Genomic DNA, 23826 nt, shown 5'->3' with positions numbered 1-23826 from the left:
GAAAAAGCTATGAATTACAGATCACTATATAGCCTCCTGTCCATATGCATATTACTAACCGCGTATGCTTGCGAAAAACGCAACATTATTGACGGAACGCCTAGTCCTTACATCGCCATACAAGATTTACGGACGATTCATAAAGATACGGACGTATCATTAGACCCAGACCGACTTTCGCAGGCCGAAAAAATCACTGGTGTGGTTATATCAGATTACCGAAATGGAAACGTACCCGATGGTATGCTCATCATTCAGCAACATCGCCGCAATCAGCTCCATGGTATCGCACTACAACTGGGTGACGACGTAGTCAATTATTTACCTGGCGATTCTTTAATAGTTCACGTTGCTAACAAAGAATTGAAACGAGAAGGTTTCTTGTACATCAGCCATGTAACTCCAGCCGATATCGAAAAAGTAAGCACAGCACCGTACCTCACGTTTCGGACGATAACGGCTTATAACGCTTATCTCCGACCGAATGATTATGAAGGTACTTTAGTAAAGATTGTAGGCGCAGAGCTCAGCCCGAGACCGACCGACGGAGAAACTTTAGAAGGAGTAAAGCACATGTTAAATGGCGCAGATACGCTGTCGATACACACGCAATCTAGTGCTGACTTTGCCGCTACACCATTACCACGCAATGTGAACGCTACAGGTATTTTACTTCGCGAGTCAAATACGTACAGACGTTTCGCTATTTGGCCGAGATACCATAGCGATATCGAAGATGTATCCGACCCAGAGATTCCGGGCGACCTTGGAGATATGCCTCTGATTATTACGGGATTTTGCAATGACCCTGCTGGCGGAGATGGCAATTATGAATACGTACAACTGATGGCGAATACCGACATCGATTTTTCGGAAATTCCTTTCTCCATCGTGACCAGTAATAATGCTGGCTCGGTAATGCATACGGCTGGCTGGGCAACCGGTGGAGCTAGAACGTATAAATTTAACCTCACTGAAGGATCCGTAAAGAAAGGAGAATTCTTTTATGTGGGCGGAAGTCAAAAACGCATTAACGGAGCCAACTCCACTTCTATCGCGAATGCTAACTGGATTCGAACCATTACCTATGCAAGTACGCTGGGAGATGGGTTAGGAAATAATAACAGTAATTTGCTCGCCAACAGTGGCAACGCCAGCGGAATTGCACTTTTCGTAGGCACGAACATTTCTGAAAGTACGATACCAATCGATGTGGTATTTTATGGTGGTACAGGTACCGCTTCGATCATCGATTTAGATCTTGGATTGGGATACCGTATAGCTAACAACGATCATTACACGACTTATTCCAGAGAAAGCGGCGAACTCACGCCATTCTTTTCTATGGGCGAAGGCATCAATGACTTCAGGCATCCGCACCACGGATCGCCAACTAATACAGACATTGGATATTATTTCATGCTTGGTGGCGAATTCAATACGCAAACCCGTGAGTGGACCACTCCTCGTACGCATACGTTGATTCATTTGGATAAACCATCTACACTAGCCGAGATTGAAACCGGCCCAGGAATAACCAAACAGGTCGAGTAAATTATACTGCATACAAATGGCTTCGACCAGTGCCGGTCGCAAGCCATTTGTATGCATTTTTATGTTAAACAGCAAAAAATAAGACAGCATAATTATGAATAGAAGAATATTTTTAAAATCTGCTGGGCTCTTGGTTGGTGGATATTGTCTTTCTGAAAGTGCTTTTGCGCACCTACAAGCAGACGATCACAGTTCAATAATCAGAGGGCGCGTCGTTGCAGTGTCAAAAGGTGTACAAGGAGTGGCGGTGTCAGATGGCTATGCGATCGCCGTAACAGACAAAAATGGCGACTATCAGATCACAACAAATCCAGAGAGTGCGTTCTTGTTTATCTGCAACCCTAGTGGTTATGAGATCGAGCAGGATGCGGGTTTTGCCGCCATCTATCGATCTTTAGACCAGCAACATTATACTTTCCATCTACGAAAAAGCGAATTGGATGATCTGCATCATGGATTTATTGGGTTAGGCGATCCACAAGTACGTGTTCAAGATGATGTTCGTCAATTCCAACAAGAATCGATTCCTGATATGCAACAATTCATACAACTACAGACACACCGCTCCTTTCATGGCATATCTGTAGGAGATTCGATATGGGATAAGCCCGATATGTGGCAACCTTATCAAGAGGCCGTAGCTCAATTGGGCATTCCATTTTTCCAAACGGTAGGCAATCATGATAAGCATGAGAGCACTCAACACCAGCCAGATACTGCCGCGCTATTCAAGATGCATTGTGGCCCTACTTACTATTCTTTTAATCGAGGAATGGCGCATTACGTCGTGCTGGACAACGTGAATTATACAAGCATTAAAGATTATAACGGTGAAATATCCGCAGAACAATTGGCGTGGCTAGCCAAAGACCTAGCCTTGGTACCGCACGATCATCTATTGATTTTAAGCGTGCACATCCCTGTATACAATGCCGTCAAAAACAAACAGGATTTGTATGCACTGCTAGCGCCATTTTCCAATGTTCATATTTTATCAGGACACACACACCAAAACACCAATCATATACATCAGCACATCTTTGAGCATACTATCGCATCGGTATGTGGCGCTTGGTGGACTGGCTCAGTCTGTACCGACGGTACGCCTCGTGGGTATGCTGTATTTGAAGTGCAAGGATCTACACTAAGCTGGTGCTACAAATCGATCGGAAAAGACACCGACTACCAATTCCGGACATCCGTACAGCGACTTAACAAAGGCCATCGTATTACAGTAAACGTCTGGAACTACGATCCTGAATGGAAAGTACAATGGTATGCCGACGGAAAATTGATGGGACATATGGATCAGACAAAAACGCTAGATCCGCTCGCGCGCTCACTGTATGAAGGACCCCAACTACCTGCCGACAGACGAGGTTGGGTAGAACCACGACGTACCGCACACATCTTTTACACTCAGACACGTGCGAAGCAAGTACAAATCGTTGTTACAGATCGTTTCGGCAGGGAATTTAAAGAAGATGTAAACTTGAAAGAAACCTACGCAATATCATAGTTCCTTTCCTATAAAACCGCACAATAAGATATGCTGAGCAGACATTTAATATTATCCCTCATTGCCAGTGCATGCATGATCTATGCTTGTACAAGTCGAAAAGCTTTATTAGCAGAGCGACCTGATACGTTTCCAACTTTTTCTTACGAAGGGCATCGCGGCGCACGTGGTCTATATCCCGAAAATACTATTCATGCGATGTATACAGCTTTGGACTACGGAGTAACCACGCTAGAAATGGATGCACAGATTACGCAAGATAGCCAAGTAGTGATTGCGCACGATGCGTATCTTAATCCGAAATTTGCTAGACAGCCTGATGGTCAGGATATCGTGGACAAAAGCTTGCTCATCTATCAAACAAACTACGAGCAACTTAGTCAGTACGACGTTGGATCGAAGGATCATCCTGACTTTCCTAGTCAACAATCCATTCGAGAATACATTCCTCGGTTAGCAGATTTGATCGATTCAGTGGAAGAGTACAGTCACCAGAAAGGCCTTAAACCTCATTTTTATAATATCGAAACGAAACTAAGTGCGAAAGGCGATGGCAAAAATCATCCAGACCCTGAAACCTTTGTGCGAATGTTATTGACTGTTATTCAGGATAAAAACATTACAGATCGAACAGTAATACAGTCTTTTGACCCACGTACATTGAAAATATTACATCGAGATCATCCTCACATCAAGATATCACTGCTCACAAGCGATACTACGCGAAGCGTGAAACAGCATATTCAATCTTTGGGCTTTATCCCTTTCATCTTTAGTCCAAACTACAAAATGGTGAATGCCGAACTCATTGAGGCATGTCATCGCCTTCATATGCGAGTAATACCTTGGACAGCCAATTCGGCCGAAGATATCGCAAACCTAAAATCGATGAACGTGGATGGAATCATATCAGATTATCCAAACCTGTTCAATTTAAAAGCTAAAAAGTAATTATCATGTGGAAAAATTGGATGCAGCCCGCGCCACATAAGGAATTAGTACCCTTAGACAAAACAGATACGACGTACAAGCAACTACGCTGGAAAGTATTCTTAGGAATATTTATCGGCTATGCCGGATACTATTTGGTACGGAAAAATTTCTCTTTGGCTATGCCAGATCTCATTGCACAAGGTTATTCAAAGTCGGATCTTGGTTGGGCTATTTCAGGCGTATCCATCGCCTATGGACTCAGCAAATTCTTGATGGGCAATGTTTCTGATCGTAGTAATGCCCGTAACTTTCTAACGATTGGCTTGGTATTGTCCGCTTTGACCATGATTGCAATGGGCTTTTTCCAATGGATGACCTCTTCCCTGCTGATCATGTTTGCTATGTTGTTCATTAATGGTTGGTTTCAGGGAATGGGTTGGCCGCCCTGCGGCCGCGTGATGACACATTGGTTTTCGGTACGCGAACGCGGAACCAAGATGGCTATATGGAATGTGGCTCATAACGTAGGCGGTGGCCTGATTGGTCCGTTGGCGATCGTAGGTATCGTCATCTTCGGCGATTGGCAAAGTAAATTTTACTTCCCCGGTATTGTAGCATTGTTGATCGCATGTATCGCATATTGGCTGGTGCGCGATACTCCTCAATCCTGTGGTCTGCCTCCGATCGAAAAGTACAAAAACGATTACCCAAAGGATTACTCCGAGAAAGAAGAAAAAGAACTCAGCGCCAAACAAATTTTTGTAGATTATATCCTAAAAAATAAGATGCTCTGGTATATCGCCATTGCAAATGCTTTTGTATACTTTGTACGATATGGAATTCTAGACTGGGCTCCTACCTACTTGGAAGAGGCCAAAGGATTTTCAGTGAATGAATCTGGTTGGGCGTACTTTGCATACGAATACGCAGGTATACCTGGCACGCTGCTCTGCGGGTGGATTAGTGACAAAGTCTTTCATGGGCGGCGAGCTCCCGCTACTATTATTTACATGACGTTGGTAGCGATTGCCGTAGTTATCTATTGGCAAAACCCTCCAGGAAATATATTAATTGACAATATTGCGCTTATGTCCATCGGATTTTTGATATACGGTCCTGTTATGTTGATCGGTGTACAAGCGCTAGATCTCGCTCCCAAAAAGGCAGCTGGAACCGCAGCAGGACTCACCGGTTTGTTCGGATACCTAGGTGGTGCACTATTCGCCAACATCGCTATGGGCTACATTGTAGATCACTTCCAATGGGATGGCGGTTTTATTGTCATCATCGGCTCTTGTATACTAGCGATACTGTTTACCGCATTCACCTGGAAAAGAGAGATGGCCGTACTGGGAAATACATAATTAATAAGGATCGACGTCTGCGATAACGCGCACGCCCGAATTCTTTTTATCTAACTCGAAATGCAGTAATGCTTGGCGAATCAACTCTTTTACTTTGACAATACTGATACCTGCACGTTCGATCTTTAGGGTAATTGTCTGTATATAATTATTCCGGATACGAGCTACCAACGGTTGTTCTGGGCCGAGAACACGCTGCTCCAAAGAAGTACGTAGCAGGTTGGCTAATTTCTGCGCAGAATCTAGGCATTTGTCCTGATCCGTATGCTTAACATCCAAACGGATCAAACGATAAAAAGGTGGATAATGGTACGCTTTTCGTTCCGTGATTTCGTTAGTAAACATCGCTAAATAATCATGCTGTACCACTTGCTCCAGCACGCGATGGTTAGGCGAATAGGTTTGGATAATTACCCGACCTTGCGTTTGCCGACGTCCGGATCGGCCTGCTACCTGCGAAAACAAGGAATAAGCGCGCTCGTACGACCGAAAATCTGGAAAATTGATCATCGCATCAGCGTTAATGATGCCTATAAGGTTCACACGACCGAAGTCCAAACCTTTGGCCACCATCTGCGTGCCGATCAACACATCAAATTCATGATCATCGAATGCCGTAATCACTTTATCAAATCCGTGCTTACCGCGTGTAGAATCCAAATCCAGACGACCGATGCGCAAGTCTGGCATGAGCAATTCGAGCTCCTCTTCGATTCGTTCGGTGCCGTAGCCTTTATTTTCCAAATGCGTAGAACCACAAGCTGGGCACACCTGTATTGTATCTTCTGAAAAACCACAGTAATGGCAGTGTAGCAGGTTACTGGATTTATGGTACGTCAAGCTCACATCGCACTGCACACATTTGGCGACATAGCCACAGGTCTTACACTGTAAGAAAGGCGTGTGCCCACGGCGATTTTGAAAGAGAATGACTTGTTCTTTCAGAGCCACCGCATCTTCAATGCCTTTAAGCAAAGTTTTGCTGAAATAATTCACCATTTGATCTTTCCGACTTTCTTCTGTCACATGAATGATCTCGATGGCAGGCAACTGTACCTCACCAAATCGCTCAGAAAGCGTTACCAAACCATATTTACCTGCTTTGGCATTGTAAAAACTTTCGACTGATGGTGTGGCAGATCCCAATAACACTTTAGCATCATACGAATTTGCGAGATAAATAGCTGCATCTCGCGCATGATATCGCGGTGCCGGTTCGAATTGTTTGTACGAGCTTTCGTGCTCCTCATCCACCACAATTAGGCCTAGATTTTGAAACGGCAATAGCACGGCTGACCGCGCACCTACAATAATCTTAAGTTCTCCGTTCAGTACTTTGTACCATACCTCTGCTCGCTCGTTATCGTTAAATTTGGAATGATATACACCCAACTGATCACCAAAATACAATTTTAATCGTTCGGTAATCTGCGCTGTCAGCGCAATTTCAGGTAGTAGAAACAGCACTTGCCGACCTTGTTCTAACACCTTTTCGATCAGGCGTACATACAATTGGGTTTTGCCCGACGCCGTGACCCCGTGCAACAAGACGACGTCTTTCTCTTCAAAAAATTCATTTATTTGATCGTACGCTTGTTGTTGCGGTGTACTAAACGTAAAATCTTTTTGCAAGACAATATCAGTACCTTGAAAACGGCTCACTACCTTTTCTTTCACATCAAACACGCCTTTATCGATCAAAGCGGTGATGGCCGATGAACCGCAGCCAGACGCTTCCATAATATCTTGACGAGTGATTTCGCCACCTTGCTTTTGCAGCTGCATAAAAGCTAACACAGCGTCTTGCTGCGTTGGTGCACGGTTCAGTGCATCTAGCAACTCGCGTTTTGCCTCACCATCAGCATATAACGACGATAACGTTAGGAAAGTTTTGACCTTAGGCTTATACTTTTGCTTGATCTCTTCGGATATCAGGATAAAACCTTTATCAAACAAACTTTTCAGTAGAGGAAACACTGTTTTCTGACCTAGTATTTTAACAACATCGCTAATGCGGAGTTCGCCAGCAACATCCAGTGCGTCCATTACGAGAAATGCTTTATCGTTCAATCCGCTACGATCCCGATCTTCTTGATCCGCAGAGCGAATCTTTGTCTCGGAAGCCATTTTCAAAGCCGCTGGCAAAGCCGCTTGCATCACATCGCCAAGGTAGCACATATAATAATCGGCAATCCAGTGCCAGAAATCAAGCTGTTTTACGCCCACTATGCCTTGTTCATCTACTACGTCCAAAATGTATTTTGCTTCGTAGCGTAGCGGGGCTTCTTCCGTTACACGCTCCACTATAGCTGCATAGATTCGATTTTTGCCGAATTGCACAATCACGCGCACACCCAGCTTTACCTTGTCGTTGAGCGCTTCTGGCACACGATACGTATACGACTTGGCTATCGACAAGGGCAATACAACCTCTACAAAAAGCGTCTGACGCGCAGCGGCGGATTCGAAAAGCTGGGGTGATGACATATACAAATGTAAAAAAATACCCTCGATTAGCAGGCACTAACCGAGGGCATCACTAAGTTCTAACATGTAATATTATGCTCGATGGCGCAATGCTGCCGAGAATAAACCGATCCAGCCGATGATAAAAAACAATCCGCCGACAGGTGTAATCGGACCCAAGATATTGATCTGCGTAATCCCAATCAGTTCTCGTGTGCTCAATAAATACAGCGAGCCTGAGAATAAAAATATACCAACTGTAAAAGCGATAAAAGACAATCTTATGGATTGACTTTTTGCCCGCGAAAAAGTGGACAAAAACAAAAGAGCCAACGTATGGTAAAAATGATAACGGTTAGCGGTTTCCCATGTTTCCAACTGAGAATTACTCACCTTTCCTTCTAAGCCATGTGCGCCAAATGCTCCTAATATCACTGCAACCATTCCAAAAAATGCTGCGGTAAGAATAATTTGTTTGTTCATAATAGTATATCAAGCTATACAGCCGATTTCATGTGGATAAATGTATACAATTTGATGCATACTCAGAGCGATTTTTATCAATTTTTAAATATTCTAATTGAAATTTGCAGGCAGATTTTTTTAGGTTTGTAATAGATGAAGGGTACCATTATAGTTTCTATCATATTGTTTGTAGCCGTAGTAGCTGCCTCCGTTTTCTATTTTACGGGGTTAGGGAGTGCGCAAAAGGATATGACCAAGCCGCTCACCTTTCTTCCAGAAGAAACATTACTCATCGCTGCATTCAAAAACGAGGAAACTACGGATAACATTTTCAAAGATTACGAAGTATTTGATGCTTTATTAGGTTTCGAGCAAAAACAAAATATGAACGACCTAAAGCAACAACTCCTACGTAGTCCTACGCTCACTCCGTATCTAGCTGGCACCGACGTGTATGTTTCTTTTCATGACGTAGACAAATCGGTAGAGATGTTGTTTACCATACCCACCATAGAACCAATAAAAGAAAGTTCGGTCAACAACTTTTTAGCACAGCTTTCAGATCGGTATCAATTCACCGCCTTAGATACCCTAGGCCAACGCATCTTTGCGCTGCAACGCGATAGCAGCGAAGTGACGTGGTATGCCGCCTATCATGCCGATATATTCTTTGTTTCTCCAGCGCTCTCAGTTTTAGAAAAAGTGCTCGATAAGAGACACCCTAAGCTGAGTCGTCAGCAGATTGCATTTTTCTTGGAGAATACCAACAGAAATGTGCCTTTGAGTTTCTACTTTGCGCACGAGCAGATCGATAGCTTGTCCAAAAAATTTCTGCGCAATAGGCCAGGACATTTTATACAACAATTTTTGGGATTAGATGGGCAATCCACTTGGAACATTAACTATAAGCAGGATGCGCTGATGCTTACTGGAGAAAGTGAACTGGATAAAAAAGAACAAAATTATTTATCGCTATTCGCTTTCCAACAGAAGACCACCCAACGCTTGTATCACTATTTCCCTGCCAATACTGCCCTGTATTTGGAATACTCCGTTAGCGATTTGCGGAAGTACCGCCAAGATCTGGAAAAATATCTAACACGCAAACCTAATCAAAAGCGGATTTTGGATCAGTTAGAGAATACCCGCAGTAGCCGGCCCAATATTACTAGCGGCTTTGAGGCGGCGGGTGGTAGCGGATTCGCTGTCGCAGAATTGAACAATGGTGACAACTTGGGTTTTCTATCTTTACGCGACTCAACCGCTCTGGATGGAATGCTGTCTGATTTAGCCGAGGATGTGGGCAATGGCCTGTATCGCCTTAAATATGAGAATCTGCTCTATGCCTATTATGGCGATGCTTTTCAAATCTTTCCTCGTCCATATTTCACGATTATAGATGACGTTGTTGTATTCGCAAATCAATCCGCAACAGTTAGCAACTACCTAAGTCAATGGCAAAATAGCGATCTACTGGTAGGCACCTTGGGCTTCAAAAACTACGAACGCATGCAAGGCGACGAAGCCAACGTGACTTTCTTTCTGCATACCAAAAATGCGAGCCGCATGCTCAGCAACAACTTAATTCGACCTCTGGCGCAGAACTTACGAGACAGCAAAGCATATGGATACCAAGATTTTTATGCGTGGTCCGCACAGCTCATGGGCAATGGTGGCAACTTTATCAGTAGTATTTATGGTATCTACAAAAGCTCGACGGCATTAGGCTCATCTCCTGATTGGACATATGCGTTCAACAATCGACTAATAACGCGACCATACGTCTTCGAGCATTCGGATACCAGTCAATTCATCTTGGTACAAGAACAAGATCATACGCTTCATGCCATTCACCCTAGTGGTACCAAAATTTGGTCAACTGTATTTTCTGGTCGAGTGATCGGTGATATGATTCAATTGGCAGATCGCTCTATTCTGTTAGTGACTGACCGAAATCGTCTGTATCGTTTTGACCCCAAAGGCAATGGGTTGCCTGGCTTTTCTATAAGCTTACCCGAAGAGCCTACTGGATCGCCGGTAGTGCTAACTATCGATCGTCGTGATATTATTTTCGTTCCGTTGAGAGATCGTTTACTTGCGTATGACATGGAAGGAAATGCAGTATCTAATTGGGCTTCGACAGCTGTTTCTGGTCGCTTACTCAGCGGCATTTATCTAGCGAATAATGAAATCGTCGTCGGTAGTACATCGGGCAAAGTATATTATTTCAATTCGGAAGGCCAGATTGTACACGAAATAGCGGCCCCGACCGAAGCCGAAGCAACATTCCGGAATCCACTAGGACATATAATCAGCGCAAGTTCAGGTGCCGAGGATGTATTTATCACCACAGATAGTGCTGGCAAGCTTTATCGTTATGCTAAATCCAATGGTGTAAGCAGCACATCCAATGCTGAGCTTTCCGGCAATCATCGCGCATTCTTTGCGCCGCTATCTGTTGCTTCCATACCAGATATGGTCGTTCTTGACGATAATAAGCTCAGTGTCTATCAAACCGCGGACAGCACATCGCTACGCTACAGTCAAGGATTCACCAAAGAAATATATAGTTCTCCTCTGTTTTTCCCCATCTCCCGAACGATAGTACAGTTGGGAGTCAGTGTACCGTCAAACAATTTAATCTACGTATTTACGGAGAATGGCAACGTGATAGACGGATTTCCGGTAGAGGCGCTTCCATTGTTTTATTATGGCCCGATCAACTACAATAGTGGCAATTATTTACTATCCACCAAGCGCGACCATAAACTCTATGCGTACAAACACTAATAATTTATCCCACACCATTTTAGGATGACGAAAAAAATTTTATCAGAATATTTTTTTTGGTAGGTTTGCATTCATAAAACAGATATGTTAGAAGGAAAAGAGAATATCACTTTATTAGACTCCCCGAGGAAAATTGTAATCACCACACATCACAAGCCAGATGGCGATGCGTTGGGTTCTTCATTAGGGCTTTCACAATGGTTACGTGCGGCAGGTCATACAGTATCGGTAGTCGTATCTTCGGATTTCCCGACGTTTCTAGATTGGATGCCTGGCCGCGACGAAGTGATCATTTTCCCCGATCAGCCCGATTTGGTCTACAACCTTTTTGCTGAAGCGGAGATCATCTTTTGCCTTGATTATAGCGCGCTATCGCGCACTAATATTCTGGAGCCCGTGATCCGTGGCGCCAATGGACAAAAATGGATGATCGATCATCATCTTGATCCCGAAGATTTTGCCGACCTCAGCTATTGGGATTCGCAAGCAGCGGCAACTGCACAATTGGTATACCGATTTATTGTCGAAGAATTGGACGGCAAGGATAAATTGAACGCTGATATGGCGACGTGCCTATATACCGGAATCATGACCGATACCGGGTCCTTTCGATTCAAAGCTGCCAATGCAGCCGTGCATCGTATTATTGCCGACTTGATCGAGATCGGGGTACGCAACTGGGAGATTCATCAACAAGTATATAACAGCTCTACAGAGAATCGTCTTAAATTTTTAGGCTATTGCTTGCTAAACTGTCTTGAGGTGATACCTGAATATAATACTGCCATTTTTGCATTAAGCAAAGATGATCTAAAACAGTTTGCTATCACGACCGGTGATACCGAAGGCTTGGTCAACTATGCACTATCCATAAAAGGTGTGCGCCTAGCCGGATTATTTGTTGACAGAACCGAATTAATTAAGCTATCTTTGCGATCAATTGGAGAAATTCCCTGCAACGAGATTTGCAAAACCCATTTTAATGGGGGTGGCCACTTAAATGCATCAGGTGGAAGTTCTACCGAAGATTTGCTAACCGTAGTAGAAAGATTTAAATCCATACTTCCGCAGTATGCTGAAGTATTAACGAATTAACATAAAAATTATACATCAAAATACAAATGAAGAAGTCAATTCTATTTTTAACGGCGGTAGCCGCTCTTGCGATGAGCTCATGTCAAAGCTTCAAAAAAGGTGAAGGTGGGTTAGAGTACAAATTTATTAAAGAAGGCAGCGGTGAGAAAGCGACCACAGGTGATGTGTTAGCATTTAATCTGATCGTGGAAACGGATCGTGACTCAGTGTTGGCAAACACCTACGATATGGGATTGCCACAAGCACAGCCTATCATGCCAGATTCTACTTTGCAAGGATCCTATCCAGGAGATCCGAATAGCATCTTGCGCATGCTGGGTGAAGGCGATAGCGCGGTATTCCGTATTAACTTGGATACTATGGCTGCACGCACAGGTCAACCAAAACCAGAGTTTGCAGACAAATACCTTCAATTTACTTTCAAAGTAGAAAAAGTATTTAAGAAAGGCGATTTGGCTGATTCTGTATTGTTCGAGCAAGTCAACCAATATTTTGAAGGCGAAATAGAGAAAATCAAAAACGCTGAAGAAGGAAAAATCAATTCCTACATCCAAAAAAATAAATTGGAGCCAAAGAAAACAGCTTCCGGACTTCAGTACATTATTAAAGAAGAAGGTGCTGGCAAATTGGCTGCTCTTGGCGATACTGTTGTATTGAACTACACGGGTTCTCTTGCAGCTAACTCCAAAATCTTTGACACTAATGATACTGAATTAGCAAAGAAAAATAAGATTCATAACCCGATGCGTACGTACGAACCAATCCGTATCCGTGTAGGTAAAGATCCAGTGATCCAGGGATGGACAGAAGGTTTACAATTATTGAAAAAAGGTAGCAAAGCGACCTTCATTATTCCTTCTAACTTAGGCTATGGTCAGCAAGGTTCTATGGGAGCTATTCCGCAATATGCACCATTAGTATTCGAAGTAGAGGTACTAGACATTATTGCTGGACCAAAAGAAGAAGAAGCCGATGCGCCTGAGATGCCAGCTATGACGCCTCCGACCACTCGATAATAAAATTGATAAATTTTCAATATAAACGCGATTCTATAACAGAATCGCGTTTTTTGTTGGCAAACAGCATTACTTATCAATAAAATGTTAATTTTGGACATGAGTCGGATTGATCTTGTCCTCACAGACACCCATACCCATATCTACTATCATGCCGGTAGCCCGCTTTTGGCCGAACAGATGAATCGTTGTTTCGAGCAAGATGTGCGTCGGCTATTTTTACCAAATGTGGATGTGGATTCGATAACCTCGGTAATGCAAACCGTAGATGCATATCCGCAACATTGCTTTGCGATGTTGGGTTTACATCCTTGCAGTGTCAAGGAAAATTACATAGCTGATCTTGCCGCAATTGAAAAAGCGATACAATCCCATAAAATCTTCGCTATTGGCGAGATTGGCATCGATCTGTATTGGGACCAATCTACATTGGCCATACAGCAAGACGCCTTTAGAACACAGATTGGATGGGCAAAGGCATTGGGATTACCGATTGACATACACTGTAGAGAAGCATTCGACGAAGTATTCGCGGTTCTCGAAGAACTGAAGGACGATCGCTTGTTTGGCATATTTCACTGTTTCACTGGCACTTTGGAGCAAGCGCAGCGCGCCATTAATCTCGGGTTTAAATTAGGAATCGGTGGCGTTGTAACCTTCAAAAAAGCCGGATTAGATCATGTAGTGAGCCAGATACCATTAGAGCATATTGTACTCGAAACGGATGCACCTTACCTCGCTCCTAGTCCTTTTCGCGGCAAGGAAAATGAAAGCAGCTATCTTCGCTATGTAGCACAAAAGGTGGCCGACTTACATCAGATTTCGATTGAGAAATTAGCAGAGATCACCACACGTAATTCAATAGACGTTTTCGGAATATAGCATATGCACAACATTTTCATCATATACACCGGTGGCACCATCGGGATGGTCAAAGATCCCAAAACAGGTTCGTTCGTACCATTCGATTTTGAATTGATCGCTAATAACCTTCCCGACCTGAGTCGGCTTAACTATAAGATTACCGTGCATTCGTTTGATCCGATTATTGATTCTTCGGATATGAAGGAGCATATCTGGGTCGAGATGGCAAAGATCGTACAGAAGAATTATGAATTGTATGATGGCTTTGTCATCTTACATGGATCGGACACTATGTCCTTTTCGGCTTCTATTCTTAGCTTCATGCTGGAGGGCTTGCAAAAGCCAGTCATTCTATCGGGATCTCAACTTCCGATCGGCGAAATACGAACCGATGCGCGCGAGAACTTGATGACGGCTTTGGAGATTGCTTCGGCGAAACGAGAAGGTCGCTCGATCGTACAGGAAGTCTGTATTTTATTTGACAATAAGCTATTTCGTGGCAATCGTTCCTTTAAGTATAATTCCGCAAAATTTGAGGCCTTCCGTTCGCCCAATTATCCGGTGCTAGCTGAGGCTGGTATACATATTCAGTATAACGAGGATGCCTTGCTGGATAACAGCGGACAGAACTTTATTATGCACACTAGCTTGGATAATCGTGTAGCTGTGCTGAAGCTTTTCCCCGGCATTAATCGCACCACGGTACGGCAGATCTTGCATTGCGGTGCGCGCGGTATTATCATGGAAACGTTCGGCGCAGGGAATACGATGACTGATCAGTGGTTTATCGATGAACTAAGTGAGGCTATCCAGTCCGGTATCAATGTGATTGATATATCGCAATGTAAAGTGGGATCGGTAGAAATGGGTAGGTACGGCACTAGTGCCAAGCTGAAAGGCATTGGCGTATTGAACGGTTATGATATGACCTTTGAAGCTGCGATTACCAAGTTGATGTATTTACAAGGCCATTTTGACGATCAGGCAGAAGTGGCCAAATATGTGGAGCAACCTATTCGTGGTGAGCTAACGCCCAACGATTAAAGAAAGAATGCGCCGATGGCGCATTCTTTCTTTAATCGTATATTCCCTTTCTTAAGAAGACTTAAGCCACTCTCGTACCTGCTTCACCAGTATTGGTAAGGCTGGATATACCATTCCATGATCGTAGCCATCAAGTTCTAATAGTTGGATATTGGTATTTCCCACGATCTTGAGCATCCTTGCCAGATACGCGTTTTCCTCGTAGCGTCCCACCATTTCCAGATCCCGATCGCCTGTTATTAATGTGACTGGCGGCACTTCATTGCGCACCCAGAATAGCGGGGCATGTTGATCTATTGTTGGCTGATTGATCTCGATACCCTGCTCTTGCCTTGCCGTAAAATGTGTAATCGCTTGGCAACTGAATGGCACCACACCGAGCAAATGATCCGCATCGATGGCATGCTGTTGCAAATAATTTTTATTGAGCGCCAGCATTATAGCCAAATAGCCACCCGCGCTATGTCCAGAAAGTACGATCTTCGATTTCGAGCCACCCATATTTTCAATTTCATCAAAAACCCATCTTACAGATTGTGCCGCATCCTGAATAATCTCTTCGACCTTCACTTGCGGCGAAAATCGGTAGCCTACGCCAACCACAGCCATTCCCTTGCCTTTCAGATACTCTGGAATTTCCTTTTGACCTCCGGTCAATCCGCCACCATGAAACCACACAATAGTCGCAAAATCAGATTCCCCTTCAGGGATATAAACATCGAGCAAAGACTGCTGGTTGGTATATGCATCTTGCGATGTGCCATAATAGGCTACATTTTGCTTAGCGAGCTCAGCAGATTGCGCCAATACGCCAACAGTAGATAGCCAAAAAATCGTCGCAAATAGAGTAGTTACTTGTTTTATCATGGATTAAAACTACAAATATTTAGATAAGATCCCAACCAATACTGCTCCCAAAAAATAAAATGAATTTCGTATTTTTACACAAGCTGACAGGCTGACGCTACTTACCCGGTTGACTATATTTTACCCTTAAGCAAATGAGTGACGAGATTAATAACACGAACGCGGAAAACCACGACGAACTTCCTGATGCCCAAAATGGCGAGTTGGCGAGTAATACCATTCCGCTTTCAGGTCTGTATGAAAACTGGTTCTTGGATTATGCTTCGTACGTCATACTAGATCGTGCGGTACCACATATCAACGATGGTTTCAAACCGGTACAACGTCGTATTTTGCACTCGCTTAGGGAAATGGACGATGGCCGGTACAATAAAGCAGCCAACGTAATTGGCAACACGATGAAATATCATCCGCATGGTGATGCATCGATTGGTGATGCCATGGTACAGATCGGCCAGAAAGATTTACTTATTGACTGTCAGGGAAACTGGGGCGACCCGATCACGGGCGATTCGGCTGCTGCACCCCGTTATATCGAAGCGCGCTTATCCAAATTTGCTAACGACGTAGTATTTAATCCGGACACGACTGAATGGCAACTTAGCTACGATGGTAGAAATAACGAACCCATTACTTTACCCGTAAAATTTCCGCTATTGCTGGCGCAAGGTGCCGAAGGTATCGCCGTGGGACTGGCGACGAAGATTATGCCGCACAATTTCGTGGAATTGATCGATGGCTGTATTCAAGCATTACAAGGTGAGAGACCGGATATTTACCCGGATTTCCCCACTGGTGGGATGGCCGATGTATCATTGTACAATGAAGGAACTCGTGGTGGAAAGATTCGCGTACGCGCAAAAATCGAAGAACGCGATAAGAAAACGCTTGCCATCACCGAAATTCCGTTTGGAACGACTACCGGTAGCTTGATTGATAGTGTAGTTGCAGCCAATGATAAAGGCAAAATAAAAATTAAGAAAATCGAAGATAATACCGCAGAGCACGTCGAGATTATCGTGCATCTGGCTCCGGGCATCTCTCCCGACATGACCATCGATGCGCTGTATGCTTTTACATCCTGCGAGAATGCAATCTCTCCGAATACCTGCGTCATCAAAGACAGCAGACCACATTTTATGTCGGTCAATGATATTCTGATCGAAAATGCAAAGCAAACAAAAGCCCTACTTAAGAAGGAATTAGAAATTCGCTTGCACGAATTACAAGAAAAGATTTTCTTTAGTTCGCTCCTAAAAATCTTTATCGGCGAAGGCATGTACAAGCATAGCCAGTACGAGCAAGCAGGCGATTTCAAGACAGTAGTTGCCGTGCTTGACCAATTATTCAGCCCTTTTTTCGATCAGTTTTATCGTGCGATTACCAGCGACGATTACAAACGATTAATCGACAAACCGATGAGTAGCATCACTCGTTTTGATGTGGCCAAGGCCGATGAACAGATGAAGAGTCTGGAAAACGACATAAAAGAGGTAAAACGCCATCTTCGGCAGCTTACCGAATATGCTATCCGTTGGTTTGAATATCTTCGGGAGAAGTATGGCAAAGGACGCGAGCGTAAAACAGAAATTCGTGTGTTCGACAAGGTAGAGGCTGCACAGGTTGCGTTGGCCAATGCCAAGCTATATGTCAATCGAGAAGAGGGATTCATCGGCACAAACATGAAAAAAGATGAATTTGTATCGGAGTGCTCAGACATTGACGATATCATCACATTTCGCGCCGATGGCAAATATTCCATTAACAAGATTCAAGACAAAATATTTGTTGGGAAAGATATTATTCACGTCGCCGTATTCAAAAAAGGTGACGATCGTACAACCTACAATGCGATCTATAAAGACGGTGCCTCTGGCATTAGCTACGTCAAACGTTTCGCCGTCACGGGTGTGACGCGCGATAAACCTTACGACATCACCAAAGGAGCCAAAGGATCCAAAGTATTGTATTTTACGGCGAATGCCAATGGTGAAGCTGAAACGGTCAACATCCAACTAAGACCACATTCTCAACTAAGGAAATTAAGTTTTGATATTGACTTCGCAGAACTTGCTATAAAAGGTCGGGGCTCACAAGGAAATATTGTGAGCAAATACCCCATCAAAAAAATCACATTCAAACATGCTGGCGTATCTACTTTGGCTGGTCGCAAGATCTGGTACGACCCGACTTTGCATCGACTCAATGCCGATGAACGAGGCACTTATCTGGGTGAATTCGACGGTGCAGACAAAATTTTAGTTGTCTTGCCTGATGGCTCGTACGAACTATCTACCTTTGATCTGAATAATCATTTCGACGACAAGATGATCAGGTTGGAGCGCTTCGTACCAGAGCAAATCTATACAGCTATTCAGCAAGATGGCAAAACTGGAACTTACTATGTCAAACGCTTCAAATTTGATGATATACTGGTGGGCAAGCGTGTGAAATTCATCAATGAAGATGCTGGTTCGAAGTTGATATTGCTAACTAATGGTACAGCACCGGTGGTACGGTTGAACATTCTAAAAGGTAAATCGCAAACTCCGGAACAATTTGAGCAACCCTTGCAAGATATTATCGATGTGAAAGGACTAAAAGCCCAAGGTAATCGATTATCATTTCACACGGTCGAAAAGATTAAGCTGCTGACATCCGAAGTGGATTTGTCCGTAATGGCGACCTCAAAGGAAATGGATTCTGATGTAACGGAAAGTGCGGCGTCCACAGCAAATCACAAGGAAAGCAACGCATCGATGGAGGTTGCGAAAGAAGCAGAGAAAGGTGATGGCCCGACTATGGAAATTACCAATCCGGATGATATACATCTGGATGAAGACGGACAGGTTTCTTTGTTCTAAAAACACCTGATTGGGCGTGATCAGATAAAATTAGGCAGGTGCGCTATTCTTTTGTCTGAATGGAGGTCAAAACTTCAGCAACTACAAAAGTACTCCCTCCCACAAAGATCAAATCTCCTGGCTGCCAAGCGGCCAATGCTGCTTTATACGCATCTACTACTGTTTGATAATGGGTTCCTTGTAAATCGTATTGCCCAGCCAGATTTTGCAGCTCTTGAGCGAGCATGGCACGCGGCATATCTGGCGCACAAAAATGGTATAAAGCATCCTGAGGTAGTAAAGGCAAGATATGACTGAGATCTTTATCCTTCATTGCGCCAAGTACGAAGTGTAATTGACGGTATGAAGTACGTGCTAGATTTCGTACGACTTGCCTTACGCCATCTTCATTGTGCCCTGTATCGCAGATCACATAGGGTTCGGTTGAGATAGTTTGCCATCTGCCCATTAATCCGGTACGCTTTTGCACCTGTCGCAAACCAGAATAAATGTGTTCATCAGCAATACGAAATCCTTGCGTACGTAACGTGTGGACGACCTGCAATACACCCTTCAAGTTATTTGTTTGATAGGATCCCAATAAATCCAATTGTATCTGCATAGGATCCGCAGCTTTGCAAAGATTGGTCACGTCCAAAACCTGATAACCTACAACATCTATCGGCGCAGATTCCACTTCCCAGATCTCCGACGCGAAAATGATTGGCGCCTGCTTAGCTTCTGCTTGCTCACGAAATACAGCCGCAGTTTCATGATGCCACTCCGATATAACTACAGGGACGCTCTTCTTTATAATCCCCGCTTTCTCGGCAGCAATAAGGGATAAAGTATCGCCCAGCATATCCATATGATCCAGACCGATATTAGTGATTAATGAAACGATCGGATGAATAACATTGGTGCTGTCTAATCTTCCTCCTAGGCCTACTTCTATAATGGCAACATCTACATTCTGTTGGGCAAAGTAGTCAAAAGCCATGGCTACGGTAACTTCGAAAAAAGAGGGTTTGATCTGCTCAATGAATGCTTGATGCTTTTGTACAAATTGTAATACGTATGTTGGGCTGACGGGCGCACCATGTACGCGTATACGCTCTCTAAAATCCACCAAATGCGGTGAGGTATACAATCCGGTCTTTAGTCCAGCAGCCTCCAAGATGGAAGTGATCATGTGTGACGATGATCCCTTTCCGTTGGTACCTGCTACGTGAATAGTTTTGAACTTTCGCTGCGGATTGCCAAGGTATTCGCAAAATTGAATAGTTCGGTCTAAACCCTTATTGATAGCAGCAGCGCCATCTCTGGTAAACATAGGCAATCGAGCATATAGATAATCAAGTGCCTGTGTGTAATTATTCATAAGAATGTATGATGATAATACCTATCGAACCTTGAAACGGAAGGTCACTTTGCCAACTTGACTGTCGGGCGCGTTGGCTAATGAATTCAGTTTAGCATTTTCTACGGCTCGGATACATTTCTGCACCAATCGGTAATCGGCAATAGTCGTTCTAGAACCTTGGCGCGCACGAATGATGCGTCCGCTTTTGTCAACGGTAAACTCGACTTCGACAATACCTACAGACTGCCCGTCATCTTGTATACTTGGCGGCACATCCCAACGTCTGTTTGCCAGCGAAAGCATCATATTACCAAATCCAGAACCGCCCTCACCATAATTACTGGCCAAAGGATCACCTAACTCTGAGCCTTGGTTGCCTGGCGTAGAACCAGTACCATCGCCGCCACCTTGTCCACTATTTTTTTTGCCTTTAAAAAGAGCATTTTGATTGACGGCCTGCGTTGCATTCTTTTTCTCTACCGTGCTTTGCTCCGCATTATTTTGCTTTGGTTTTTCGGTTTTAGTTATCGCTGGCGCATCATCTACATCTTGTGTTGCAATGGTTTTTTCAGCCACTTGCTGTGTCGGCGTCGGAATTGGTGTGGTATTAGGATCGATTTTATCGGGTCGCACCTCATTTGCATTTTCATCAACCGAAGGTTCGTCAACGCTCATATAATCGTCGCCCATGCCTTCTGGTGATGTCCCATAATTTACTACAATACCACCCATTCCATATTCTGGAATTTGTTGACCAAACACAATAAAAAATCCAATCGCCACTAATCCGGCCATCACCAAACTGGATATGCCCAATGCCTTTGGCATATTGTTCTCTTCCATATTTTGTTGGTGGTACTGCATATTATGATTTATCTTACTGGTCTATAGACCAATCCTGCTACTAATTGTTTAAAGTTTCAACCGAAAATATTTAATTGTTTTTCGGTTCGGTTGCTAAGACGAGTTTTACCCGAAGGCGATTCGCCACATCCATCACAGATATTACGTTTTGTATCGGCACGGTGCTATCTGCGTATAGCATGATGGTCAACTCCTCCCCTGTTGCTAGATTGTTTTGGATGTATCCTTCCAAACTTTCCAATGGGACAGCTTGCTTATCTACGTGATAAACCAAATCACTGGTGATAGAGATTGTCATCGTTTTTTTCGCTACCGATTGTTCACCCGCACTAGAGCGAGGCAGCAGTAATTTTACGACTTGCGGATTGGCCACTGCTGATGCTAGTAAGAAAAACAGCATCAGAAAGAACATGATATCGTTCAGTGCTGCCGTGTGCACTTCTGCCGTAGGCTTATTTCTTTTGTTTCTTAAATTCATTTGAGATAAAGCGTTTTGAGCAGCAGTTATGATCCTGGCTCGTCCAACAGATCGATAAACTCAATAGCATCCGTTTCCATACGCAGGATCACTCGCTCTACCATCATATTTAAAATGTGGTAACCGATGTACGCTAAGATACCAATAGTTAATCCTGATGCGGATGCAATCATTTTAACATATAAACCTCCCGAAACTGAACCGATGTCGATACCACCGGCAATCTCTACTTCGCGAAATATCTGGATAACTCCAAAGATCGTACCTACGAAACCAAGCATCGGCGCAATACCTGCTACGATACCAAGGATATTGATGTTCTTTTCTAACCGTGCAACTTCCAGTTTACCTTGGTTCTCAATCGCGCCTTCAATATCTTTAATTGGGCGTCCGACACGGGTAAGGCCTTTTTGCAGCATACGGGACAAGGCCGAATTACTAGAGCGACAAACTGCAATAGCGGAATCCAATTTGCCAGATAATACATTTGACTTTACTTGTGGTAATAATCCAGCTTCCCGTCTTGATGCTTTGCGTATCGTTAGGTATCGCTCTACAAAGATGACCAATCCAATGAAAAATAATAAAATGATAGGCACCATAATCCATCCACCTCTCATCAACAACTGCAGAAGGTTGGTATCTTCTTGTACTGGAGCTAGATTCACTGTTTGTTGCATTTGGCTTATAGAATCAACCGGATATGCTTGTAAAAGTAATGACATCATGTAATTTAAGATATACTAGTTTAATGTGTATTCAATTTATTTCCTAACCGCCTTGTGCCATGCATCGGCTACAAAGTTTTTGCGCACGTGCCTTAAGGCAGAATCCGCTTTTTCTTTGGTTACGTAAGAATCCCAAATGACGGTAGCAGGACTATCCGTACCCTTTCCAGGAATCAGACGAACTCGTGTTTGACCTTTTTTGTTATATTCTTGTACCATCTGCTTTGCATCGTCCAACGGCAAGCGCGAGCCAATAACAATATACCAATGATGATTTGCAGGAATAATTGGTTGATCCATAGCAAGTGGTGAAGCTGCCGCTGCTGTACTCGACGTAACATTTGCCGTATCGGGTCTGTCACGAAGCACTGCGGATGTATCGATCACGTCTGCGGACGCCGGCGGCACTTGGTACTCTTCATCTATAGCGTATGGATTTCTTTGCTCATCTTCCATGTCAGATTGGCTAATATCCGAGTACAGTGAAACTGGACGCGTCACATACCAAAGGGCACCAATCACTGATAAGGCGACCACCGCCGCAAGAATGTACCAAATCTTTTGCGAGCGATTAGTATCTTCTACATATTCGCTTGCGTAGGTATAACCGTCGTTATCGCTGGATGGAAGTATTTCTGGTGCCGGCGTACTTTTTCCAACGTTGCTTGATAAACTTCCTTGATATTTATTCTGAACCAACGGTGGCGCTTCTGGCACTGGTACAGCACTATGCAAATCTTGTGATACAGATTCCTCCACTAAATTTTGTTCGCTTTCCTTGCTACGTTCGTCGGTATGCTGCGCAACACCAAACTCTTCTTCTTCCAAGGTGGGCACTTTGGAATCAGGTAGTGCGCTAGTACTTTCTGTTTCTGCTTTAGCACTTTCGGCTTCAGCTTCTTCAGTGACGTCGTTTGTATCTGTTTCTATCTGATCGCTTGGCGTATCAGCTATCCCCACAGATTCTTCTTCAATCTGCTGCTCCTCCGAATCAGCTTTATCTAAATCTGAAGAAATCGCTAACACTTCAGATGCTGCGGCTGCTTCACTTTCCAGATCACGCTCAGTAGATTCTTGTTTTTCCGAGATTGATGTATCTTCCGGCTCATCGACTGACGTTATGTTATCTTGTTCAGGCTGATCAGTGACCTGTATCGGTTGCGCGATATTAGAGATTGGCTCGAAAGCGAAACTTGATAAATCTATCGCACGAAAAACGTATCCTGCTCCGTGCGCCAATAGATCACCCAATTGTGGAATATGCGCCTTTCCATGTTCCGTGATATTAGAAGCGATAGCTTCTACTTCGCGCGCTACTAAGTCCTGAGCATCAGTTTTCGAAATTTCATTTTCTTGACGAAGATATTCTGCTAGATCTAGACCATCATCAGCGCGATCGTCGAATTCGATATAATCGACGGGAGGCAAGAATACATTATGCTGCTCATCGAAAGATGACGGTTGATGTACTTTTATAAATGAACCAAGTCCACGCACGTACACGCTTGGATAATGTTTGAGTACTTGTTGTATTTTCTTACCTAAGTCCATAGTGATGATGGGATTAAAACAC

At 43.8% G+C, this 23826-nt stretch carries 18 protein-coding genes; 10 read left to right on the top strand and 8 right to left on the bottom strand.

The window, feature by feature from the left end; genetic code table 11:
• The first annotated feature begins 9 nt into the window (after positions 1-9).
• The 4 genes from A0125_RS10630 to glpT all read left to right on the top strand — a co-directional run bounded on the left by A0125_RS10630 (position 10) and on the right by glpT (position 5370).
• Positions 10-1554: a DUF5689 domain-containing protein gene (locus tag A0125_RS10630; RefSeq protein ID WP_156472511.1), complete on the top strand. Its 1545-nt coding sequence runs from the start codon at positions 10-12 to the stop codon at positions 1552-1554.
• Between the two features lie 94 nt (positions 1555-1648).
• Entirely contained in the window at positions 1649-3073 is a 1425-nt protein-coding gene (locus tag A0125_RS10625) for a calcineurin-like phosphoesterase C-terminal domain-containing protein (protein WP_066755582.1), read from the top strand.
• 30 nt (positions 3074-3103) lie between these two features.
• Positions 3104-4024, top strand: a complete 921-nt coding sequence (locus A0125_RS10620) for a glycerophosphodiester phosphodiesterase family protein (protein WP_231863207.1) — start codon at positions 3104-3106, stop codon at positions 4022-4024.
• 5 nt (positions 4025-4029) lie between these two features.
• Entirely contained in the window at positions 4030-5370 is a 1341-nt protein-coding gene (glpT, locus tag A0125_RS10615; protein WP_066755574.1) for a glycerol-3-phosphate transporter, read from the top strand.
• Here glpT and priA read toward each other — a convergent pair whose 3' ends face one another.
• The gene (gene priA, locus A0125_RS10610; protein ID WP_066755571.1) at positions 5371-7857 is read right to left on the bottom strand and encodes a replication restart helicase PriA; all 2487 of its coding nucleotides are present in this window, start codon (positions 7855-7857) and stop codon (positions 5371-5373) included.
• Positions 7858-7929: 72 nt separating this feature from the next.
• Positions 7930-8319, bottom strand: coding sequence for a DUF423 domain-containing protein (locus A0125_RS10605; protein ID WP_066755568.1), 390 nt, complete (start codon positions 8317-8319; stop codon positions 7930-7932).
• A 135-nt stretch (positions 8320-8454) separates the two neighbouring features.
• Between A0125_RS10605 and A0125_RS10600 the strand changes: the two genes are divergently transcribed.
• The 5 genes from A0125_RS10600 (at position 8455) to A0125_RS10580 (ending at position 15110) form a co-directional block, all read left to right on the top strand.
• Complete coding sequence (locus A0125_RS10600; RefSeq protein ID WP_066755565.1) at positions 8455-11091, top strand: outer membrane protein assembly factor BamB family protein; 2637 nt, start codon at positions 8455-8457, stop codon at positions 11089-11091.
• An 84-nt stretch (positions 11092-11175) separates the two neighbouring features.
• Positions 11176-12186, top strand: coding sequence for a DHH family phosphoesterase (locus tag A0125_RS10595; RefSeq protein WP_066755562.1), 1011 nt, complete (start codon positions 11176-11178; stop codon positions 12184-12186).
• Positions 12187-12212: 26 nt separating this feature from the next.
• The gene (locus A0125_RS10590) at positions 12213-13202 is read left to right on the top strand and encodes an FKBP-type peptidyl-prolyl cis-trans isomerase (protein WP_066755559.1); all 990 of its coding nucleotides are present in this window, start codon (positions 12213-12215) and stop codon (positions 13200-13202) included.
• A gap of 84 nt (positions 13203-13286) precedes the next feature.
• Positions 13287-14084 (top strand): TatD family hydrolase, encoded by a 798-nt coding sequence (locus tag A0125_RS10585; protein WP_231863206.1) that lies wholly within the window; start codon positions 13287-13289, stop codon positions 14082-14084.
• A 3-nt stretch (positions 14085-14087) separates the two neighbouring features.
• On the top strand, positions 14088-15110 hold the full coding sequence (locus A0125_RS10580; protein WP_066755556.1) for an asparaginase: 1023 nt from the start codon (positions 14088-14090) through the stop codon (positions 15108-15110).
• Between the two features lie 51 nt (positions 15111-15161).
• Here the strand turns inward: A0125_RS10580 and A0125_RS10575 are convergent, their stop codons facing one another.
• On the bottom strand, positions 15162-15977 hold the full coding sequence (locus tag A0125_RS10575) for an alpha/beta hydrolase (RefSeq protein WP_082785004.1): 816 nt from the start codon (positions 15975-15977) through the stop codon (positions 15162-15164).
• 134 nt (positions 15978-16111) lie between these two features.
• Between A0125_RS10575 and A0125_RS10570 the strand changes: the two genes are divergently transcribed.
• A complete protein-coding gene (locus A0125_RS10570) occupies positions 16112-18841 on the top strand; it encodes a DNA gyrase/topoisomerase IV subunit A (RefSeq protein ID WP_066755553.1) in 2730 nt (909 codons plus the stop codon).
• A gap of 43 nt (positions 18842-18884) precedes the next feature.
• Here A0125_RS10570 and A0125_RS10565 read toward each other — a convergent pair whose 3' ends face one another.
• The 5 genes from A0125_RS10565 to A0125_RS10545 form a co-directional block, all read right to left on the bottom strand.
• Positions 18885-20201, bottom strand: coding sequence for a bifunctional folylpolyglutamate synthase/dihydrofolate synthase (locus tag A0125_RS10565; RefSeq protein ID WP_066755550.1), 1317 nt, complete (start codon positions 20199-20201; stop codon positions 18885-18887).
• A 21-nt stretch (positions 20202-20222) separates the two neighbouring features.
• Positions 20223-21026, bottom strand: a complete 804-nt coding sequence (locus A0125_RS10560) for an energy transducer TonB family protein (RefSeq protein ID WP_231863205.1) — start codon at positions 21024-21026, stop codon at positions 20223-20225.
• A gap of 91 nt (positions 21027-21117) precedes the next feature.
• Positions 21118-21525 carry an ExbD/TolR family protein gene (locus A0125_RS10555; protein WP_066755546.1) on the bottom strand — a complete coding sequence of 136 codons (408 nt, stop codon included), beginning with the start codon at positions 21523-21525 and terminating at the stop codon, positions 21118-21120.
• Positions 21526-21551: 26 nt separating this feature from the next.
• Complete coding sequence (locus tag A0125_RS10550) at positions 21552-22250, bottom strand: MotA/TolQ/ExbB proton channel family protein (RefSeq protein WP_066755750.1); 699 nt, start codon at positions 22248-22250, stop codon at positions 21552-21554.
• Positions 22251-22289: 39 nt separating this feature from the next.
• Positions 22290-23804 (bottom strand): HU domain-containing protein, encoded by a 1515-nt coding sequence (locus tag A0125_RS10545; RefSeq protein ID WP_066755511.1) that lies wholly within the window; start codon positions 23802-23804, stop codon positions 22290-22292.
• Positions 23805-23826 lie beyond the last annotated feature (22 nt).

Source organism: Sphingobacterium populi, from assembly GCF_001586775.1.
In the GTDB taxonomy this organism is placed as follows: domain Bacteria; phylum Bacteroidota; class Bacteroidia; order Sphingobacteriales; family Sphingobacteriaceae; genus Sphingobacterium; species Sphingobacterium populi.
This window is presented reverse-complemented; position numbering and strand designations above follow the sequence as displayed.